This window comes from Stenotrophomonas sp. YJH_SMC_40 (genome assembly GCF_059368615.1).
In genome coordinates, this window is sequence record NZ_JCAFRX010000002.1 from 300258 (window position 1) to 316403 (window position 16146).

A 16146-nucleotide genomic window follows, 5' to 3' on the forward strand; every position below is an offset into this window, starting at 1 on the left:
CAGCCCCTGGCGCGGCCGCGTGAACAGATGCAGTGACAGCCCACCGGCCATGCCGGGCGGGCATGAGGAAAACCCACCATGGCCACGATTGAAGTCAAGGTTCCCGACATCGGCGATTACAGCGATGTGCCGGTGATCGAAGTGTTGGTCGCCGTCGGCGACACGGTGAAGAAGGACCAGGGTCTGGTGACCCTGGAATCGGACAAGGCCACCCTGGAAGTGCCGTCCTCGGCTGCCGGCGTGGTCAAGGAAATCAAGGTCAAGCTGGGCGACACCCTGTCCGAAGGCGCCGTGGTCGTGGTGCTGGACGCTGAAGGCGCCGCCGAAGCCCCGGCCAAGGCCGCTGCGCCGGCTCCGGCTGCAGCCGCTCCGGCCAGCAAGCCGCCGGTGACCCCGTCGCACCGCGCCCCGGCCGAACCGGCTGCGCCGAAGCCGGCGCTGTCCAGCGGCAAGCCGGCCGACATCGAATGCGAGATGGTCGTGCTGGGCTCGGGCCCGGGCGGCTACACCGCCGCCTTCCGCGCTGCCGACGTCGGTCTGGATACGGTGCTGGTCGAACGCTACGCCAGCCTCGGCGGCGTCTGCCTCAACGTGGGTTGCATTCCGTCCAAGGCGCTGCTGCACGCCGCAGCGGTCATCGACGAAGTGGCCCATGCCGGTGATTTCGGCGTCGAGTTCGGCAAGCCGACCATCACCCTGGACAAGCTGCGCCAGTACAAGGAAAAGGTCGTCAACCAGCTGACCAAGGGCCTGGCTGGCATGGCCAAGCAGCGCAAGGTCCGCAACGTGCAGGGCGTCGGCAAGTTCATCTCGGCCAACGAGCTGGAAATCACCGCTGCTGACGGCAGCACCCAGCTGCTGCGCTTCCAGAAGTGCATCATCGCCGCCGGTTCGCAGGCGGTGAAACTGCCGAACTTCCCGTGGGACGACAAGCGCGTGATGGATTCCACCGACGCGCTGGAGCTGGCCGAAGTGCCGGGCTCGCTGCTGGTCGTCGGCGGCGGCATCATCGGCCTGGAAATGGCCACCGTGTACAGCGCGCTGGGCAGCAAGGTCACCGTGGTCGAGTTCATGGACCAGCTGATGCCGGGCGCCGACAAGGACCTGGTCAAGCCACTGGCCGACCGCCTGAAGAAGCAGGGCATCGAAGTGCACCTGAAGACCAAGGCCTCGGGCGTCACCGCCGATGCCAAGGGCATCACCGTCACCTTCGACGCCGCCGAGGAAGGCCAGGCGCCTGCGCTGGCGCAGGGCACCTTCGACCGCGTGCTGGTGGCCGTGGGCCGTTCGCCGAACGGCAGGAAGATCGATGCCGAGAAGGCCGGCGTGCAGGTCACCGACCGTGGCTTCATCCCGGTCGACCGCCAGATGCGCACCAACGTGCCGCACATCTTTGCCATCGGCGACATCGTCGGCAACCCGATGCTGGCCCACAAGGCCACGCACGAGGGCAAGCTGGCCGCTGAAGTGGCAGCCGGCCACAAGAAGGAGTGGGTCGCCCGCGTGATTCCGTCGGTGGCCTATACCAACCCGGAAATCGCCTGGGTTGGCGTGACCGAGACCGAAGCCAAGGCCAAGGGCCTGAAGGTCGGCGTGGCCAAGTTCCCGTGGGCCGCCAGTGGCCGCGCGATCGGCATCGGCCGCACCGAGGGCTTCACCAAGCTGATCTTCGACGAAGAAACCCACCGCATCATCGGCGGTGCGATCGTCGGCGTGCACGCCGGTGACCTGCTGGCCGAGATCGGCCTGGCCATCGAGATGGGTGCGGAAGCCGAAGACATCGGCCACACCATTCATGCCCATCCGACGCTGAGCGAGTCGGTGGCGATGGCCTCGGAAATCTACGACGGCACGATCACCGATCTGTACATGCCGAAGAAGAAGTAAGGCGCCCGCGCCGTTCCGAACGAAAAGCCCCGGTTTCTGCCGGGGTTTTTTTTCTTCGATCAGTGCTGCAGCGAAGGGTGGGGCCGCTGCGCGGGTGGCAGGCGTTTCGACAAATGTCCCCCGTCGCCCGCCTGTGGCGGTCGCCTCCTCCTTTACTTTGTCGAAACGCCCGCCACCCGCGCAGTGGCTCGGCTTGCGGATAGTCAGAGCCAGTGCCAAAGCCGCCCGGATTCCTGACACGCGGGGGGAGAGGGGCTTGTGTGCGAAGTAAAGGAGGAGGCGTCGGCCGTAGGCCGGCGCCGGGGGACATTCGCACGCAAGCCCCTCTCCCCCCGCGCTCGACCAACCTGCTTCTCTGCTCGACGATGCCACAAAAAACGCGGCCCCGATGTTCCGGAGGCCGCGCCAGGAGAGAGAGTGCCGTGGAAGGGGCGGGGGATCAGAACACGAAGCTGATACCGGCCACCGGGCCCTTGAATTCCTGCTTCAGGCCGACAGTACCGTCGCTGCCCTTCTTGTCCACGTCCAGCTTGAACCAGTCGTAGCCGGCGAACACACCGAAGTTCTTGGTGAAGCGGTAATCGACGATGGCATTGGCGCGGCTCAGGTCGCCCTTGTAGTCATCGAAGCTGCCCCAGCGCGTGTTGAGGTACTGGCCCTGCAGCGTGATCATCCAGCGCTCGGACGGCGTGAAGGTCATGCGGGCGCCCACCACAGGTGCCACGCCATCGGCCTTCTCGTCGAGGAACTGGCCTTCGTACACCGTGCCCAGGTCGGCGTAGCCCTTGGTGCTGACCTTGGCGTACTCGCCACCGATCTGCAGGCCGAGGTCGAAGGTGTCGGTATCAACCACCGAGTAGTCATAGACCAGGCTGGCCACCTGGTACTTCAGCTCACCCTTCACGAAGCTGCCGGCCGGCACGTTCTCACCGCCGAAGGAAATGCCCTGGTCGAGGGTCTCGCGGCGGTCCTTGTCGTACTTGAAGTAGTTGAACAGGAGGCGCTGACGGTTGCTGATGCGGAACATGCCGTCGATGCGCGGCTCCCATTCCTTGCCACCCAGCTTGAAGTCCTGGTTCAGGGAGATGTCCTGGCCGGCCACGGTGGTGCTGCCGCGGAGGGTGTTGTCCGAATCGATGTTCATCGCACCCAGACGGATGGCAAAGCGGTCATCGCCTTCGGCGGCGTGGGCCGCATTGGCGAACGAGGCGCCGGCAGCGAGCAGGGAGAGGGCGAGCAGGGTGGGTACGGGGCGCATCGAAGAGTCCTTGCAGTGGTTCATCAGAATGAAAGCCACTGTGCCGGACAGGCCCGTCCACCATGCGTGAACGTATGGTCCATGGCATGTGTACGGTTCAGTGCTGTCGCGACGATGCAAAAAGATGGCCCCGGAGCCGGGCTTCGGGGCCATCGCGGGACCTGCGGGGCGGAGCCGACGAGGATGCTGCAGGCAGGTCAAATGATCGGACCGGCATGTCTGACGAAAGTTCCGCAGCCTGCGACCAAAGTTCAATAGTGCGTCGCAACATGGTGCGGACGTCATTGTCCCCCTGGTGGCACGCAAAAATGTAACCGTTACCGCAACTTGCGGCTTCCAGGGATGAACAGGGAGCGGTTGTCTCGCAAATTGTCCCATTGCTATAATTTGGCGGCTCGATGAGGCCCCCCTGCTGTAGCCGCCTCAGCCCTCCACTTGCAACCACGCGGGACGTCCTGTGCTGAACTCCGTTGATGCGGGTCGGCGACTGATGCTGCGCGCCGCGGTCTACCCGCTGGCCGCAGTGGCTGTCCTGGCCCTGGCCTTCCTGCTGGTAGGTCCGAAATACGCCCTCGGCGCGCTGGCGTCCGGTGTGGCCATTTCGGCCGGTGGCTGGGTGGCGGCACGGATGGCACTGGGCGGTGGGGCACTGGCCGCAGGATCGGCGATGGCTCGCCTGATCATTGCGATCGTGGCCAAGTGGGTCGTGGTTTTCGGCGTCCTGCTGGTGGGGTTCCTGGTCTTCAAGCTGCCTGCATTGGCGCTGTTGGCCGGTATCGCCGTCGGCTTGATGTTCCAGGTCCTGGCGATGGCCAGGCGTTGACAGAATTCAATTAACTGAAGGTTCCGGACACATGGCGGGCGAGGCTCTAACCCCTACCAGCTACATCCAGCATCACCTGCACAACCTGACCGCGCCGGTCGGCAAGGGTGAGGGTATGTTCTGGCATATCCACGTCGATACCTTCCTCACCGCGGTCCTGATGGGCCTGGTGATCGTTGTCGCGTTCTGGCTGGGCACCCGCAAGGCCACCGCCGGCGTGCCGGGCAAGTGGCAGGCCTTCGTTGAAATCTGCCTGGAGTTCGTCGACCGCCAGGCCAAGGACACCTACCACGGCAAGAGCAAGCTGGTCACGCCGATCGCCATCACCATCTTCTTCTGGATTCTGCTGATGAATCTGCTGAAGATGATCCCGGCCGATTTCATCGCCAAGCCGCTGGAATGGGCGGGCGTGCACTACTGGAAGCCGGTGCCGACCGCTGACGTCAATGCCACCCTGGGCATGGCCATCAGCGTGTTCTTCCTGATGCTGTTCTTCGCGCTCAAGTCCAAGGGCCTGGGCGGCTTCATCAAGGAATTCCTGACGGCCCCGTTCGGCAAGTGGATGATGCCGTTCAACCTGATCCTCAACATCGTCGAGTGGCTGAGCAAGCCGATCTCGCTGGCGATGCGACTGTTCGGCAACATGTTCGGCGGCGAAATCGTGTTCCTGCTGATCTGGGTGCTGGGTGGTGCCGGTTTCTTCGGTGCCATTGCCGGTGGTGTGTTCGGCCTCGGCTGGATGCTGTTCCACCTGCTGGTGATCCCGCTGCAGGCCTTCATCTTCATGATGCTGTCGATCGTGTACCTGAGCCTGTCGGAAGACGCTCACTGAGTTTCAAGCTTCAACGCGTTTCAACCTTCATCCGTTTCATCACCCTTAGCAACTTAAGTTCCTGGAGATAACCATGTACTTCGCCGTCCTGACCAACTTCGCGCAGATTCAGAGCTCCACCGCCCTTGCCGTCGGCATCATGATCGGCCTGGCCGCGCTGGGCGCCGGTCTGGGTCTGGCCATCATGGCTGGTAAGTTCCTGGAGTCGGCCGCCCGCCAGCCGGAACTGATCCCGGTCCTGCAGGTCCGCATGTTCATCACCGCCGGCCTGATCGACGCCGCGTTCATCATCTCGGTCGCCGTTGGCCTGCTGCTGGCCTTCGCCAACCCGCTGTCGGCTGCCTTCGCTGGCGCCGTCACCAAGGCTCTGGCCGGCTGATACAGCGGTTTGAGACGACCGGGTGCTGATGCACCCGGTTTCGGATGAAGGCCGGATGTGCCGCTACGGCGGCGCGTCCACCCCGAAACCAGCGATCGAGCTAACCATGAATATCAATTTCACCCTTCTTGCGCAGGCGCTGGCCTTCGCTGGTCTGATCTGGATCATCGCGACCAAGATCTGGCCGCCGCTGATGAACGCGATCGAAGAGCGCCAGCAGAAGATTGCTGAAGGCCTCGCTGCTGCCGACCGCAGCCAGAAAGATCTGGCCCAGGCGCAGGAGAAGGTCAACGAAGCGCTGAAGGAAGCACGCACCAAGGCCAACGAGATCATCGATCAGGCCCACGCGCGTGCCAACCAGATCGTTGATGCTGCGCGTAACGAAGCGATCACCGAAGCCACCCGTCAGAAGGAACTGGCCCAGGCTGAAATCGACGCCGCCGCCAACCGTGCCCGTGAAGATCTGCGCAAGCAGGTGTCCGCGCTGGCCGTGACCGGTGCCGAAAAGCTGCTCAAGCGCGAAATCGACGCCAACGCCCACAAGGCGCTGCTCGACGAGCTGGCCTCGGAGATCTAAGGATGAGCCAGGCCCTCACGCTTGCCCGCCCGTACGCCCGCGCCGCGTTCGCGACCGCGCGCGACGAAGGCGCGTTCGCGCCGTGGTCGGACGCCCTGGCGTTCTCCGCCCACGTCGCCGCCGACCCGCGCGTGGCGGCCCTGCTCGCCAACCCGGAGCTGGGTCGTGACGACGCCGTCGCCCTGCTGGCGCCGGTGTCCCACGGCGAGACCTACTCGCGCTTCCTGGCCATCCTGGCCGAATCGCATCGTCTGCCGCTGCTGCCGGAGATTTCCGGCATGTTCGACGCCCTGCGCGCCGAAGCCGAGCACGTGGTCAAGGCCACCGTCACCTCGGCCGCCGAACTGTCGGCCGGTGAGCTGGACGCGATCAAGGTCGCGCTGCGCAAGCGCTTCAACCGCGAGGTCGACGTGACCACCGCGGTCGATGCCTCGCTGATCGGCGGCGCCGTGATCGACGCCGGCGACGTGGTCATCGATGGTTCGCTGAAGGGCAAGCTGGCCCGTCTGCAGACCGCGCTCGCTAACTGAATTCATTTAACGTCCGGCCCCGCTGCCGGCACTAGGACTTGACGATGGCAACCACGCTCAACCCCTCCGAAATCAGCGAACTGATCAAGAACCGCATCGAGAAGGTCAAGCTGGCCGCGGAATCGCGCAACGAAGGCACCGTGACCAGCGTGTCCGACGGCATCGTGCGCATCTTCGGTCTGGCCGACGTGATGCAGGGCGAAATGATCGAACTGCCGAACAACACCTTCGCACTGGCCCTGAACCTGGAGCGCGACTCGGTCGGCGCCGTGGTGCTGGGTGACTACGAGCACCTGCGCGAAGGCGACGTCGCCAAGACCACCGGCCGCATCCTGGAAGTGCCGGTCGGTCCGGAACTGCTGGGCCGCGTCGTGAACGCGCTGGGCGAGCCGATCGACGGCAAGGGCCCGCTGGGCACCGACCTGACCGCTCCGGTGGAGCGTGTTGCGCCGGGCGTGATCTGGCGCAAGTCGGTCGACCAGCCGGTGCAGACCGGCTACAAGTCGGTCGACTCGATGATCCCGATCGGCCGTGGCCAGCGCGAGCTGATCATCGGTGACCGCCAGACCGGCAAGACCGCGATGGCGATCGATGCCGTGATCAACCAGAAGGGCACCGGCATCAAGTGCGTGTACGTTGCGATCGGCCAGAAGGCTTCGACCATCGCCAACATCGTGCGCAAGCTGGAAGAGAACGGCGCGCTGGCCCACACCATCGTGGTGGCCGCGACCGCTTCCGAATCGGCTGCCATGCAGTACATCAGCGCCTACTCGGGCTGCACCATGGGTGAGTACTTCATGGACCGCGGCGAAGACGCGCTGATCGTGTACGACGATCTGTCCAAGCAGGCTGTCGCCTACCGCCAGATCTCGCTGCTGCTGAAGCGCCCGCCGGGCCGTGAAGCCTACCCGGGTGACGTGTTCTACCTGCACTCCCGTCTGCTCGAGCGCGCTGCCCGCGTGTCCGAGGAGTACGTCGAGAAGTTCACCGAAGGCAAGGTCACCGGCAAGACCGGTTCGCTGACCGCGCTGCCGATCATCGAAACCCAGGCCGGCGACGTGTCCGCCTTCGTTCCGACCAACGTGATCTCGATCACCGACGGCCAGATCTTCCTGGAAACCGATCTGTTCAACGCCGGCATCCGCCCGGCCGTGAACGCCGGTATCTCGGTGTCGCGCGTCGGTGGCTCGGCCCAGACCAAGATCATCAAGAAGCTGTCGGGCGGCATCCGTATCTCGCTGGCCCAGTACCGCGAACTGGCTGCGTTCGCGCAGTTCGCCTCGGACCTGGACGAAGCGACCCGCAAGCAGCTGGAGCGTGGCCAGCGCGTCACCGAGCTGATGAAGCAGAAGCAGTACGCGCCGATGTCGATCGCCAACCAGGCACTGTCGATCTACGCCGTCAACGAGGGTTACCTCGACGACGTGCCGGTCAACAAGCTGCTGGCGTTCGAAGAAGGCCTGCACGCCCACTTCGCCAACACCCAGGGCGAGCTGGTCAGCAAGGTCAACGCCACCGGCGGTTGGGACAACGACATCGAAGGTGCCTTCAAGAAGGGCATCGCCGAGTTCAAGACCACCGGCAGCTGGTAATCGCGGTCCTGTAGAGCGGAGCCGCTGGCTCCGCTGGACCAGATGACAAACGGTTGAACAACGCGGGGCAGCAGCCCCGCGCCACGGGAAACAAGAGATGGCAAGCGGACGCGAAATCAAAACCAAGATCAAGAGCGTGCAGAACACCCGCAAGGTGACGCGCGCCCTGGAAATGGTCTCGGCCTCCAAGATCCGCAAGGCGCAGGATCGGATGAAGACCTCGCGTCCGTACGCGCAGGCGATGAAGCAGGTGATCGGTCACCTGGCCCAGGCCAGCACCGACTACCAGCATCCATTCCTGGTCGAGCGCGAGCAGGTCAAGCGGGTCGGCTTCATCGTGATCTCCTCCGATCGCGGCCTGGCCGGCGGCCTGAACAACAACCTGTTCCGCAAGATGCTGGGCGAAGCCAAGGCATGGCAGGACAAGGGTGCGGAAGTGGACCTGGTGACCATCGGCCAGAAGGCTTCGACCTTCTTCCGCCGCGTGAAGGTCAACATGGTCGGCAGCGTGACCCACATCGGCGACGTGCCGAAGCTGGAATCGCTGATCGGTGTGATCAAGGTCATGCTCGACGCCTTCACCGAAGGCAAGATCGACCGCGTGTACCTGGTCTACAACCGCTTCGTGAACACCATGGTGCAGAAGGCCAGCTTCGATCAGCTGCTGCCGCTGCCGCCGGCTGAGAAGCAGGTCGCTCACCACGACTGGGACTACCTGTACGAACCCGATGCCGCGACCGTGCTCGAGCACGTGATGACGCGTTACATCGAGTCGCTGGTGTACCAGGCACTGCTGGAAAACGTCGCCTCCGAGCATGCGGCACGCATGGTTGCGATGAAGGCGGCGAGCGACAACGCCAACAAGCTGATCGGCACCCTGCAGCTCGTCTACAACAAGGCGCGCCAGGCAGCGATCACCCAGGAAATCTCCGAAATCGTCGGCGGCGCGGCAGCAGTCTGACCGCGTTCGTTCAAAGCACACATTAGAGGATGCAGCAATGAGTCAGGGCAAGATCGTTCAGATCATCGGCGCGGTCGTCGACGTCGAATTCCCGCGTGAATCGGTGCCGAAGGTGTACGACGCACTGAAGGTGGAAAACACCGAGATCACCCTCGAAGTCCAGCAGCAGCTGGGCGACGGCGTGGTGCGTACCATCGCCCTCGGTTCCACCGACGGCCTGAAGCGCAACCTGGTTGCCGTCAACACCGGCCGTGGCATCTCGGTGCCGGTCGGCGCCGGCACCCTGGGCCGCATCATGGACGTGCTCGGCCGTCCGATCGACGAAGCCGGCCCGGTGGCCGCCAGCGACAGCTGGGAAATCCACCGTGCGGCCCCGTCGTACGAAGACCAGTCCCCGGCCACCGAACTGCTGGAAACCGGCATCAAGGTCATCGACCTGATGTGCCCGTTCGCCAAGGGCGGCAAGGTCGGCCTGTTCGGCGGCGCCGGCGTCGGCAAGACCGTCAACATGATGGAACTGATCAACAACATCGCCAAGGCGCACAGCGGTCTGTCCGTGTTCGCCGGCGTGGGTGAGCGTACCCGTGAGGGCAACGACTTCTACCACGAAATGAAGGACTCCAACGTCCTCGACAAGGTGGCGATGGTGTACGGCCAGATGAACGAGCCGCCGGGCAACCGTCTGCGCGTCGCCCTGACCGGCCTGACCATGGCCGAGTACTTCCGCGACGAGAAGGACGAAAACGGCAAGGGCAAGGACGTCCTGCTGTTCGTCGACAACATCTACCGCTACACCCTGGCCGGTACCGAAGTGTCGGCACTGCTGGGCCGCATGCCGTCCGCCGTGGGTTACCAGCCGACCCTGGCCGAGGAAATGGGCGTCCTGCAGGAGCGCATCACCTCGACCAAGAACGGTTCGATCACCTCGATCCAGGCCGTCTACGTTCCCGCGGACGACCTGACCGACCCGTCGCCGGCAACCACCTTCGCTCACCTGGACTCGACCGTTACCCTGTCGCGTTCGATCGCCTCGCTGGGTATCTACCCGGCCGTCGATCCGCTGGACTCCACCAGCCGCCAGATGGACCCGCTGGTCATCGGCCACGAGCACTACGACACCGCCCAGCGCGTCCAGCAGACCCTGCAGAAGTACAAGGAACTGAAGGACATCATCGCGATCCTGGGCATGGACGAACTGTCCGAAGAGGACAAGCAGGCCGTGTCGCGCGCCCGTAAGATCGAGCGATTCTTCAGCCAGCCGTTCCACGTGGCGGAAGTGTTCACCGGTTCGCCGGGCAAGTACGTGCCGCTGAAGGACACCATCCGTGGCTTCAAGGCCATCGTCGATGGCGAGTACGACCACCTGCCGGAGCAGGCGTTCTACATGGTCGGCGGCATCGAAGAAGCGGTCGAGAAGGCCAAGAAGATGGCCGAGAAGGCCTGATCCGGGGCGGGCGGGAGCGATCCTACCCGACCTGACGCCGGCGCCGGGCAACCGCCCGCGCCGGTGGACTCCCACGGTGGCATTGCGCCGCCGCGAACAGCGAAGAGATTTGCATGAGCACGATCCGTTGCGACATCGTCAGCGCCGAGCAGGAAATCTTCCGTGGCGAAGCGACCCTGGTCGTGGCCACCGGTGAGCTGGGCGAACTGGGCATCGCGCCCAAGCACGCGCCGCTGATCACCCGCCTGAAGCCGGGCAAGGTGGTGGTGACCACGCCGAATGGCGAGCAGCTGGATTTCGCCATTTCCGGCGGCATCCTGGAAGTGCAGCCGCAGGTGGTGACCGTGCTGGCCGACACCGCGATCCGCGCGCAGGACATCGACGAAGCCTCGGTCCGCAAGGCCAAGGAAGAAGCCGAGCGCATCCTGGCCAACCGCGGTGAAGCCATGGAAGTGGCCGAAGCCCAGCAGAAGCTGGCCGAAGCCGTCGTCCAGCTGCAGGCCCTGGAACGCCTGCGCAAGACCCTCAAGCACTGAGGTTCCGCGCTGCATCCACGAAAACGCCGGCCCTGCGCCGGCGTTTTTGTTCGGGTGGCTGGGTAGAGCCGACCGGGTAGATTCGACTGGGTAGAGTCGACTGTTAGTCGACTGCTCTACGTTAAGGCCGCGAAAATCCCGCGCTGCGCGCGTTAGTCGACTAACAGTCGACTCTACCAGTCCCGGTCCCCAGTCCCGATCCCGATCCCGATCCCGATCCTGGTGCCGTCTCAGCGATACACCACGGACCGCATCAGCAGGAACGACACACACGCCAGGCCGCCTTCCACCAGCGGTTTGGCAAGCCAGGTGTACTGCAGGCCCAGCGCATGGTCCACCAGGCTCACCAGCAATGTGCTCGCCACGGTGAGCAGCAGCCATAGGCCGAAGAAGCGTGCAAATCGCTTCCATCCCAGCTTGCGGGTGCCGGCCTCGGCAAAGGTGTAGCGGCCGTTGAGCCAGAAGCCCAGCAGCATGCCGGCCAGGCGCCCGGCGATGTTGGCCGGCGCCACGGGCATGCCCAGTGCGGTGGTGACCACGAACACGAGCCAGTCGAGCAGCAGCTGCACGAGCCCGATGACGAGGTAGGCGCTTCCCTGGCGGACGAGGCTCATCGGCATGGCGAGGAGAGGAGGGATGCCCATGTTAACGGCGCACGCTCTAGAATCACCGGCAACGAACCACGGACCGCCGTTCCCATGACCCAACCCCTGCACGTCATCATCCTCGCTGCCGGCGCAGGCAAGCGCATGAAGTCGGTGCTGCCGAAGGTGCTGCAGCCGATCGCGGGCCAGCCGATGCTGGCGCACGTGATCGACGCGGCCCGTGAGCTCCAGCCGGCGGCGATCCACGTGGTCCATGGCCATGGCGGCGAGGCGGTGCGCCAGTACTTCGCCGGCCAGCCCGACCTGCAATGGGCCGAGCAGGCACAGCAGCTCGGCACCGGCCACGCGGTAGCGCAGGCGATGCCCCAGGTTCCCGACCTGGCGCAGGTGCTGGTCCTGTACGGCGACGTGCCGCTGATCCGTGCGCAGACCCTGCGCTACCTGCTCGCACAGCCGGGCCGGCTGGCGGTACTGGTGGCCGATGTCGATGACCCGACCGGATATGGCCGCGTGCTGCGCGATGCCGAGGGCAAGGTTGGCGCGATCATCGAGCAGAAGGACGCCACCGATGACCAGCTGCGCGTGCGTACGATCAATACCGGCATCATCGCCGCCGAATCGACTGCGCTGCGCCGTTGGCTGTCGCAGCTTTCCAACAGCAATGCACAGGGCGAGTACTACCTCACCGATGTCTTTGCGTTTGCCGCCCATGAATACACGCCGGCCGAAATGGCGCTGGTGGCCGACGCGCAGGAGGCCGAAGGGGCAAACGACCCCTGGCAGCTCTCGCAGCTGGAGCGCGCCTGGCAGCGTCGTGCGGTACGGGCCCTGTGCGCACAGGGGGCGCGCGTGCGCGATCCGGCCCGGCTCGACATCCGCGGCACTGTCACCGTGGGCAGCGACGTGCTGATCGACGTCGATGTCGTGCTCGAGGGCAACGTGGTGCTCGGCGACGGCGTCACCGTCGGTCCGTTCAACCGTTTGAAGGACGTCAACCTTGGGCCGGGCACCGAAGTGCGTGCGCACTGCGATCTGGAGGGCGTGGTTACCGAGGGTGCCGCGCAGATCGGCCCGTTCGCGCGCCTGCGACCGGGCACCGTGCTGGCCGATGGCGTGCACGTCGGCAACTTCGTCGAGACCAAGAAGGTCACGCTGGGTGTGGGCAGCAAGGCCAATCACCTCACCTACCTGGGCGATGCGGTGATCGGCAGCAAGGTGAACATCGGCGCTGGCACCATCACCTGCAACTACGATGGCGTGAACAAGTCGACCACCACCATCGGCGACAACGCGTTCATCGGCTCCAACAGTTCGCTGGTGGCACCGGTGACCATTGGCGACGGCGCGACCATTGCCGCCGGTTCGGTCATCACCCGCAACGCGCCGGACGGCAAGCTGACACTGGCGCGTGCCCGACAGGAAACCATCGATGGCTGGAAGCGCCCGCTCAAGAAGTCCTGAGCCCCGCATTCCCCGCGCCGATGAACTCGGTGTGCTGCCCGGCATCGAGCAGCGCGCCGGCGAGGTGTTGAGGGGCCATGAGGCCTATCCGGTGTTCGCCGGGCATGGCCTGGACCTGCCGACACTACAGGATGGCCTTGAACGCGGGCAGCTGTGGGTGGTGGATGCGGCAGACGGTGGCATCGCCGGCTATCTGCTTGCCGGCGAACTGGCAGGTGAGTTCCACGTGCTGCAGATGGATGTGGATCCTGCACACGCGCGGCAAGGTCATGGGCGTACGTTGTTGCGCCATGCATTGGTACAGGCCCGGGCGGAAGGCTATCGCTCGGCCGTGCTGACCACGTTGTCCGACGTGCCGTGGAATGCGGCCTTCTATGCCAGTGAAGGGTTCGTCGCCGCCCCGGAGGCGGAGTGGGGTACAGGGCTGCAGGCGGTGATGGCCGAAGAGGCCGCGCTGGGGTTTCCGATGCATCTACGCGTGGCGATGCGGCAGGCCTGGTAGGTGCCGACCTCGGTCGGCAAATCCACGCATCGCGTGGATCTACCCGATCGGTCCGCTCAACCCACCGGCAGCAGGATCGACACGCACAACCCGCCATCGCTGCGGTTCTGCAGTGACACCCGTCCGCCGTGGGCCTCCACGATCTCCCGCGTCAGCGCCAGCCCCAGCCCGGTGCCATTGCGCTTGGTCGAATAGAAGGGCATCAGTGCGTTCTGCAGCACCTGCTCGTTCATGCCCTTGCCGCGGTCAAGCACGTCCAGGCGCAGCCACTGCGGCAGCCGGGTCAGCTGTACCTGCACATCGTCGTTGGGCGGCTCGGCTTCAGCGCAGGCTTCGTGCGCATTCTTCAGCAGGTTCAACAACGCCTGCCCGAACTGCGCGATGTCGATGCGGCTGCTCAGCTCCTCGTCCGGCTCACGTTCCATGCCGAACGGGATCTGCTGGCGCAGGCTGGACAGGAACGGCGCCCAGTGCACGGTCTGCAGCTGCGGCTGTGGCAGCTTGGCAAAGCGCGCATAGCCACGGATGAAGCCTTCCAGGTGGCGTGCGCGATCCTCGATGGTGGTGAAGATCTCGGGCAGCCGGTCAAAGCGTTCACGCTGCACCAGCACGCCGCCGGAATGGGCGAGCGAAGCAATCGGCGCCAGTGAGTTGTTGAGCTCGTGGCTGATCACCCGGATCACCTTCTTCCAGGTCTGCACTTCCTGGCGGCGCAGCTCGGCGGTCAACAGGCGCACCAGCAGCAGGTCGTGTGGGCGGCCGTTGAGCTGGAAGGCACGCCGCGAGAGGTGATAGACCTGCTCGTCATCCTCATCGCCGTCCTCCCCCTCGGCGTGCACCGCGAACAGGCTGTCACCGCCACGGGCGATGGCATCGCGCAGTTCCACCGGCACCTGTTCCAGCACGTCTTCCAGGCGCTGGCCTTCCAGCTTCCAGCCGCCGTGCAGCAGCTTGCGCGCGGCCAGGTTGGAGAACACCACGCGGGCGATGCCATCACCGCCGGAGGCGATCAACAGCATCGCAACCGGCGTGTTCTGCACCATGGTGTCCAGCAGCAGCTCACGTTGCACCAGGCCCTGCCGCTGCTCACGCAGTACATCACCCAGCTCCCGGTGTGCCTGCACCAGGTCGCCGAGCTCGTCATTGCCGGGCCAGTGCACGCCGAAGTTGTATTCGCCGTCGCGATAGCTGCTGGTGGTGCCCGCCAGGGCCCGCATCAGTGACCGCACCGGGGCGGTGGCCCGACGCAGGGTCCACCACATCAGTGACAGCAGGATCAGCGCCGACACCGTGGTCACCACCCAGCCATGGTCCATCCAGTAGGCCAGCAGCCACGGCAGTGCCGCAGCCAGTGCCAGCACCGGCAGCAGGCGCAGGAACAGGCGGAAAGTGAACGAGCGCCGCTTCATTCGCGTGGAATACCGTGGCGGTCCATGCGCCGGTACAGCGCCTGGCGGCTCAGGCCGAGCTCGGCGGCAGCCTGGGCGATGACGCCATGGTTGCGCGCCAGCACATCCTCGATGCGTGCGCGGTCGGGATCATTGCCTGCGCTGGGTGCCGGTCGTGGTGCGGCGGCTGCGCGCGGCAGGTTGAGATCGGCCACTTCGATGCGGTTGCCGGTGGCCAGCAGTTCGGCACGCTGGATCACGTTGCGCAGCTCGCGCACGTTGCCTGGCCAGGGGTGCCGCTGCAGTGCTGCGGTGGCGGCGCTGGACAGCGGCTTGCCAGCGGTCAGGAATCGCTCGGCCAGCGGCACGATGTCGCCCGGGCGGTCGGCCAGCGGCGGCAGCACCAGTTCCACCGTGTTGAGGCGGTAATAGAGATCTTCGCGGAAGGTACCCTCGCGGATCATCGCCGGCAGGTCGGCATTGGTCGCGCTGACCACGCGGACCTTGACCTGGCGCTCGCGGTTGGAACCCAGGCGCTCGAAGCGGCCGGTTTCCAGCACGCGCAGCAGCTTCATCTGCCCGCCCAGCGACAGGTTGCCGATCTCATCCAGGAACAGGGTGCCACCATCGGCGGCCTCGAACTTGCCTTCGCGCGCCTTGTTGGCGCCGGTATACGCACCGGCCTCGGCACCGAACAGTTCGGCTTCGATCAGTTCCGAGGGCAGCGCGCCACAGTTGACCGCCACGAACGGGCCCTTGGCCACCAGCGAATTGGCCTGGATGATCTGCGCGATCTTCTCCTTGCCGGCACCGTTCGCGCCGGTGATCAGTACCGGCAGTTCCGAGCGTGCGACCTGGCAGGCGAGGGCGATGACGCGCTCGCTGGCGGGGTCGGCGAAGACCGCGCCGCACAGGTCGTACTTCTCTTCCAGCGCGTTGCGCTGGTGCAGTTCACGGCTGCGGCGCCGGTCCAGTTCGCGGCGTGCCTCGGACAGTTCCAGCAGGTTGTTGACCGTGGTCATCAGCTTGCGGTCGTCCCAGGGCTTGGCCAGGTAGTCGGCCGCACCGGCCTTGACCAGGTCCACCGCACTGCTCAGGTGGGTCCAGGCGGTCAGCAGGATCACCGGCAGGTCCGGATGGCGCGCACGGATCTGCGCGAACAACGCTTCGCCCTCCTCACCGGAGGTGGTGTCCTCGCTGAAGTTCATGTCCTGGATCACCAGATCGACCGGCTGCGACTCGAGCAGGGCCAGCCCATCGGCGGGCGTGTGCGCCTGCAGGGTGTCGATGTCGTGCAGGGAGAACAGCACGTCCAGCGCAGTACCCACGCTGGCGTTGTCGTCGATGATCAGGATCGCAGGCATCAAGCGG

Annotated in this window: 16 protein-coding genes; 12 read left to right on the top strand and 4 right to left on the bottom strand. The window is 65.2% G+C overall.

The features are described 5' to 3' along the window. Positions 1-78 precede the first annotated feature (78 nt). The gene (gene lpdA, locus AC5P6X_RS04370) at positions 79-1887 is read left to right on the top strand and encodes a dihydrolipoyl dehydrogenase (RefSeq protein ID WP_033833955.1); all 1809 of its coding nucleotides are present in this window, start codon (positions 79-81) and stop codon (positions 1885-1887) included. Positions 1888-2326: 439 nt separating this feature from the next. Here lpdA and AC5P6X_RS04375 read toward each other — a convergent pair whose 3' ends face one another. Beyond that, positions 2327-3145: a hypothetical protein gene (locus tag AC5P6X_RS04375; protein WP_032967007.1), complete on the bottom strand. Its 819-nt coding sequence runs from the start codon at positions 3143-3145 to the stop codon at positions 2327-2329. 457 nt (positions 3146-3602) lie between these two features. Between AC5P6X_RS04375 and AC5P6X_RS04380 the strand changes: the two genes are divergently transcribed. From AC5P6X_RS04380 to AC5P6X_RS04420, 9 genes are all read left to right on the top strand, one after another. Then, on the top strand, positions 3603-3968 hold the full coding sequence (locus tag AC5P6X_RS04380) for a hypothetical protein (protein ID WP_006394654.1): 366 nt from the start codon (positions 3603-3605) through the stop codon (positions 3966-3968). Positions 3969-3999: 31 nt separating this feature from the next. Further along, positions 4000-4800, top strand: a complete 801-nt coding sequence (gene atpB, locus AC5P6X_RS04385; protein ID WP_005411134.1) for a F0F1 ATP synthase subunit A — start codon at positions 4000-4002, stop codon at positions 4798-4800. 73 nt (positions 4801-4873) lie between these two features. Then, entirely contained in the window at positions 4874-5179 is a 306-nt protein-coding gene (gene atpE, locus AC5P6X_RS04390) for a F0F1 ATP synthase subunit C (protein WP_005411133.1), read from the top strand. A 106-nt stretch (positions 5180-5285) separates the two neighbouring features. Beyond that, the gene (locus AC5P6X_RS04395; protein ID WP_005419512.1) at positions 5286-5756 is read left to right on the top strand and encodes a F0F1 ATP synthase subunit B; all 471 of its coding nucleotides are present in this window, start codon (positions 5286-5288) and stop codon (positions 5754-5756) included. Between the two features lie 2 nt (positions 5757-5758). Continuing rightward, positions 5759-6286 (top strand): F0F1 ATP synthase subunit delta, encoded by a 528-nt coding sequence (locus AC5P6X_RS04400; RefSeq protein ID WP_005411131.1) that lies wholly within the window; start codon positions 5759-5761, stop codon positions 6284-6286. 44 nt (positions 6287-6330) lie between these two features. After that, complete coding sequence (atpA, locus tag AC5P6X_RS04405; RefSeq protein ID WP_005411130.1) at positions 6331-7878, top strand: F0F1 ATP synthase subunit alpha; 1548 nt, start codon at positions 6331-6333, stop codon at positions 7876-7878. A 97-nt stretch (positions 7879-7975) separates the two neighbouring features. Next, positions 7976-8839 (top strand): F0F1 ATP synthase subunit gamma, encoded by an 864-nt coding sequence (gene atpG, locus AC5P6X_RS04410; RefSeq protein WP_005411129.1) that lies wholly within the window; start codon positions 7976-7978, stop codon positions 8837-8839. A 37-nt stretch (positions 8840-8876) separates the two neighbouring features. Then, positions 8877-10283: a F0F1 ATP synthase subunit beta gene (gene atpD / locus AC5P6X_RS04415; protein ID WP_005411128.1), complete on the top strand. Its 1407-nt coding sequence runs from the start codon at positions 8877-8879 to the stop codon at positions 10281-10283. A gap of 113 nt (positions 10284-10396) precedes the next feature. Next, on the top strand, positions 10397-10819 hold the full coding sequence (locus tag AC5P6X_RS04420; protein WP_005411127.1) for a F0F1 ATP synthase subunit epsilon: 423 nt from the start codon (positions 10397-10399) through the stop codon (positions 10817-10819). A 230-nt stretch (positions 10820-11049) separates the two neighbouring features. On the opposite strand, the gene AC5P6X_RS04425 is transcribed toward AC5P6X_RS04420, so the two are convergent. Further along, complete coding sequence (locus AC5P6X_RS04425; RefSeq protein ID WP_049450404.1) at positions 11050-11433, bottom strand: GtrA family protein; 384 nt, start codon at positions 11431-11433, stop codon at positions 11050-11052. 84 nt (positions 11434-11517) lie between these two features. On the opposite strand from AC5P6X_RS04425, the gene glmU reads away from it, so the two are divergent. Further along, positions 11518-12885 carry a bifunctional UDP-N-acetylglucosamine diphosphorylase/glucosamine-1-phosphate N-acetyltransferase GlmU gene (gene glmU, locus AC5P6X_RS04430; protein ID WP_088435774.1) on the top strand — a complete coding sequence of 456 codons (1368 nt, stop codon included), beginning with the start codon at positions 11518-11520 and terminating at the stop codon, positions 12883-12885. Next, on the top strand, positions 12854-13387 hold the full coding sequence (locus AC5P6X_RS04435) for a GNAT family N-acetyltransferase (protein ID WP_049450406.1): 534 nt from the start codon (positions 12854-12856) through the stop codon (positions 13385-13387). Before glmU ends, AC5P6X_RS04435 begins: the two co-directional genes overlap by 32 nt. Before the next feature lie 56 nt (positions 13388-13443). Here the strand turns inward: AC5P6X_RS04435 and AC5P6X_RS04440 are convergent, their stop codons facing one another. Both AC5P6X_RS04440 and AC5P6X_RS04445 read right to left on the bottom strand, forming a co-directional pair. Further along, positions 13444-14796, bottom strand: coding sequence for a sensor histidine kinase (locus AC5P6X_RS04440; RefSeq protein ID WP_024957073.1), 1353 nt, complete (start codon positions 14794-14796; stop codon positions 13444-13446). After that, a complete protein-coding gene (locus AC5P6X_RS04445) occupies positions 14793-16139 on the bottom strand; it encodes a sigma-54-dependent transcriptional regulator (RefSeq protein WP_012481316.1) in 1347 nt (448 codons plus the stop codon). The genes AC5P6X_RS04440 and AC5P6X_RS04445 overlap by 4 nt, the downstream gene beginning before the upstream one ends. Between the last annotated feature and the right edge of the window lie 7 nt (positions 16140-16146).

Excerpts from the sequence above, each read along its gene's own strand:
- atpG (WP_005411129.1), top strand. The coding sequence starts at position 7,976 with ATGGCAAGCGGACGCGAAATCAAAACCAAGATCAAGAGCGTGCAGAAC.
- AC5P6X_RS04435 (WP_049450406.1), top strand. The coding sequence starts at position 12,854 with ATGGCTGGAAGCGCCCGCTCAAGAAGTCCTGAGCCCCGCATTCCCCGC.
- AC5P6X_RS04445 (WP_012481316.1), bottom strand. The coding sequence starts at position 16,139 with ATGCCTGCGATCCTGATCATCGACGACAACGCCAGCGTGGGTACTGCG.
- atpB (WP_005411134.1), top strand. The coding sequence starts at position 4,000 with ATGGCGGGCGAGGCTCTAACCCCTACCAGCTACATCCAGCATCACCTG.
- AC5P6X_RS04375 (WP_032967007.1), bottom strand. The coding sequence starts at position 3,145 with ATGCGCCCCGTACCCACCCTGCTCGCCCTCTCCCTGCTCGCTGCCGGC.
- glmU (WP_088435774.1), top strand. The coding sequence starts at position 11,518 with ATGACCCAACCCCTGCACGTCATCATCCTCGCTGCCGGCGCAGGCAAG.
- AC5P6X_RS04420 (WP_005411127.1), top strand. The coding sequence starts at position 10,397 with ATGAGCACGATCCGTTGCGACATCGTCAGCGCCGAGCAGGAAATCTTC.
- AC5P6X_RS04400 (WP_005411131.1), top strand. The coding sequence starts at position 5,759 with ATGAGCCAGGCCCTCACGCTTGCCCGCCCGTACGCCCGCGCCGCGTTC.
- AC5P6X_RS04440 (WP_024957073.1), bottom strand. The coding sequence starts at position 14,796 with ATGAAGCGGCGCTCGTTCACTTTCCGCCTGTTCCTGCGCCTGCTGCCG.
- atpE (WP_005411133.1), top strand. The coding sequence starts at position 4,874 with ATGTACTTCGCCGTCCTGACCAACTTCGCGCAGATTCAGAGCTCCACC.
- atpD (WP_005411128.1), top strand. The coding sequence starts at position 8,877 with ATGAGTCAGGGCAAGATCGTTCAGATCATCGGCGCGGTCGTCGACGTC.
- AC5P6X_RS04425 (WP_049450404.1), bottom strand. The coding sequence starts at position 11,433 with ATGAGCCTCGTCCGCCAGGGAAGCGCCTACCTCGTCATCGGGCTCGTG.
- atpA (WP_005411130.1), top strand. The coding sequence starts at position 6,331 with ATGGCAACCACGCTCAACCCCTCCGAAATCAGCGAACTGATCAAGAAC.
- lpdA (WP_033833955.1), top strand. The coding sequence starts at position 79 with ATGGCCACGATTGAAGTCAAGGTTCCCGACATCGGCGATTACAGCGAT.
- AC5P6X_RS04395 (WP_005419512.1), top strand. The coding sequence starts at position 5,286 with ATGAATATCAATTTCACCCTTCTTGCGCAGGCGCTGGCCTTCGCTGGT.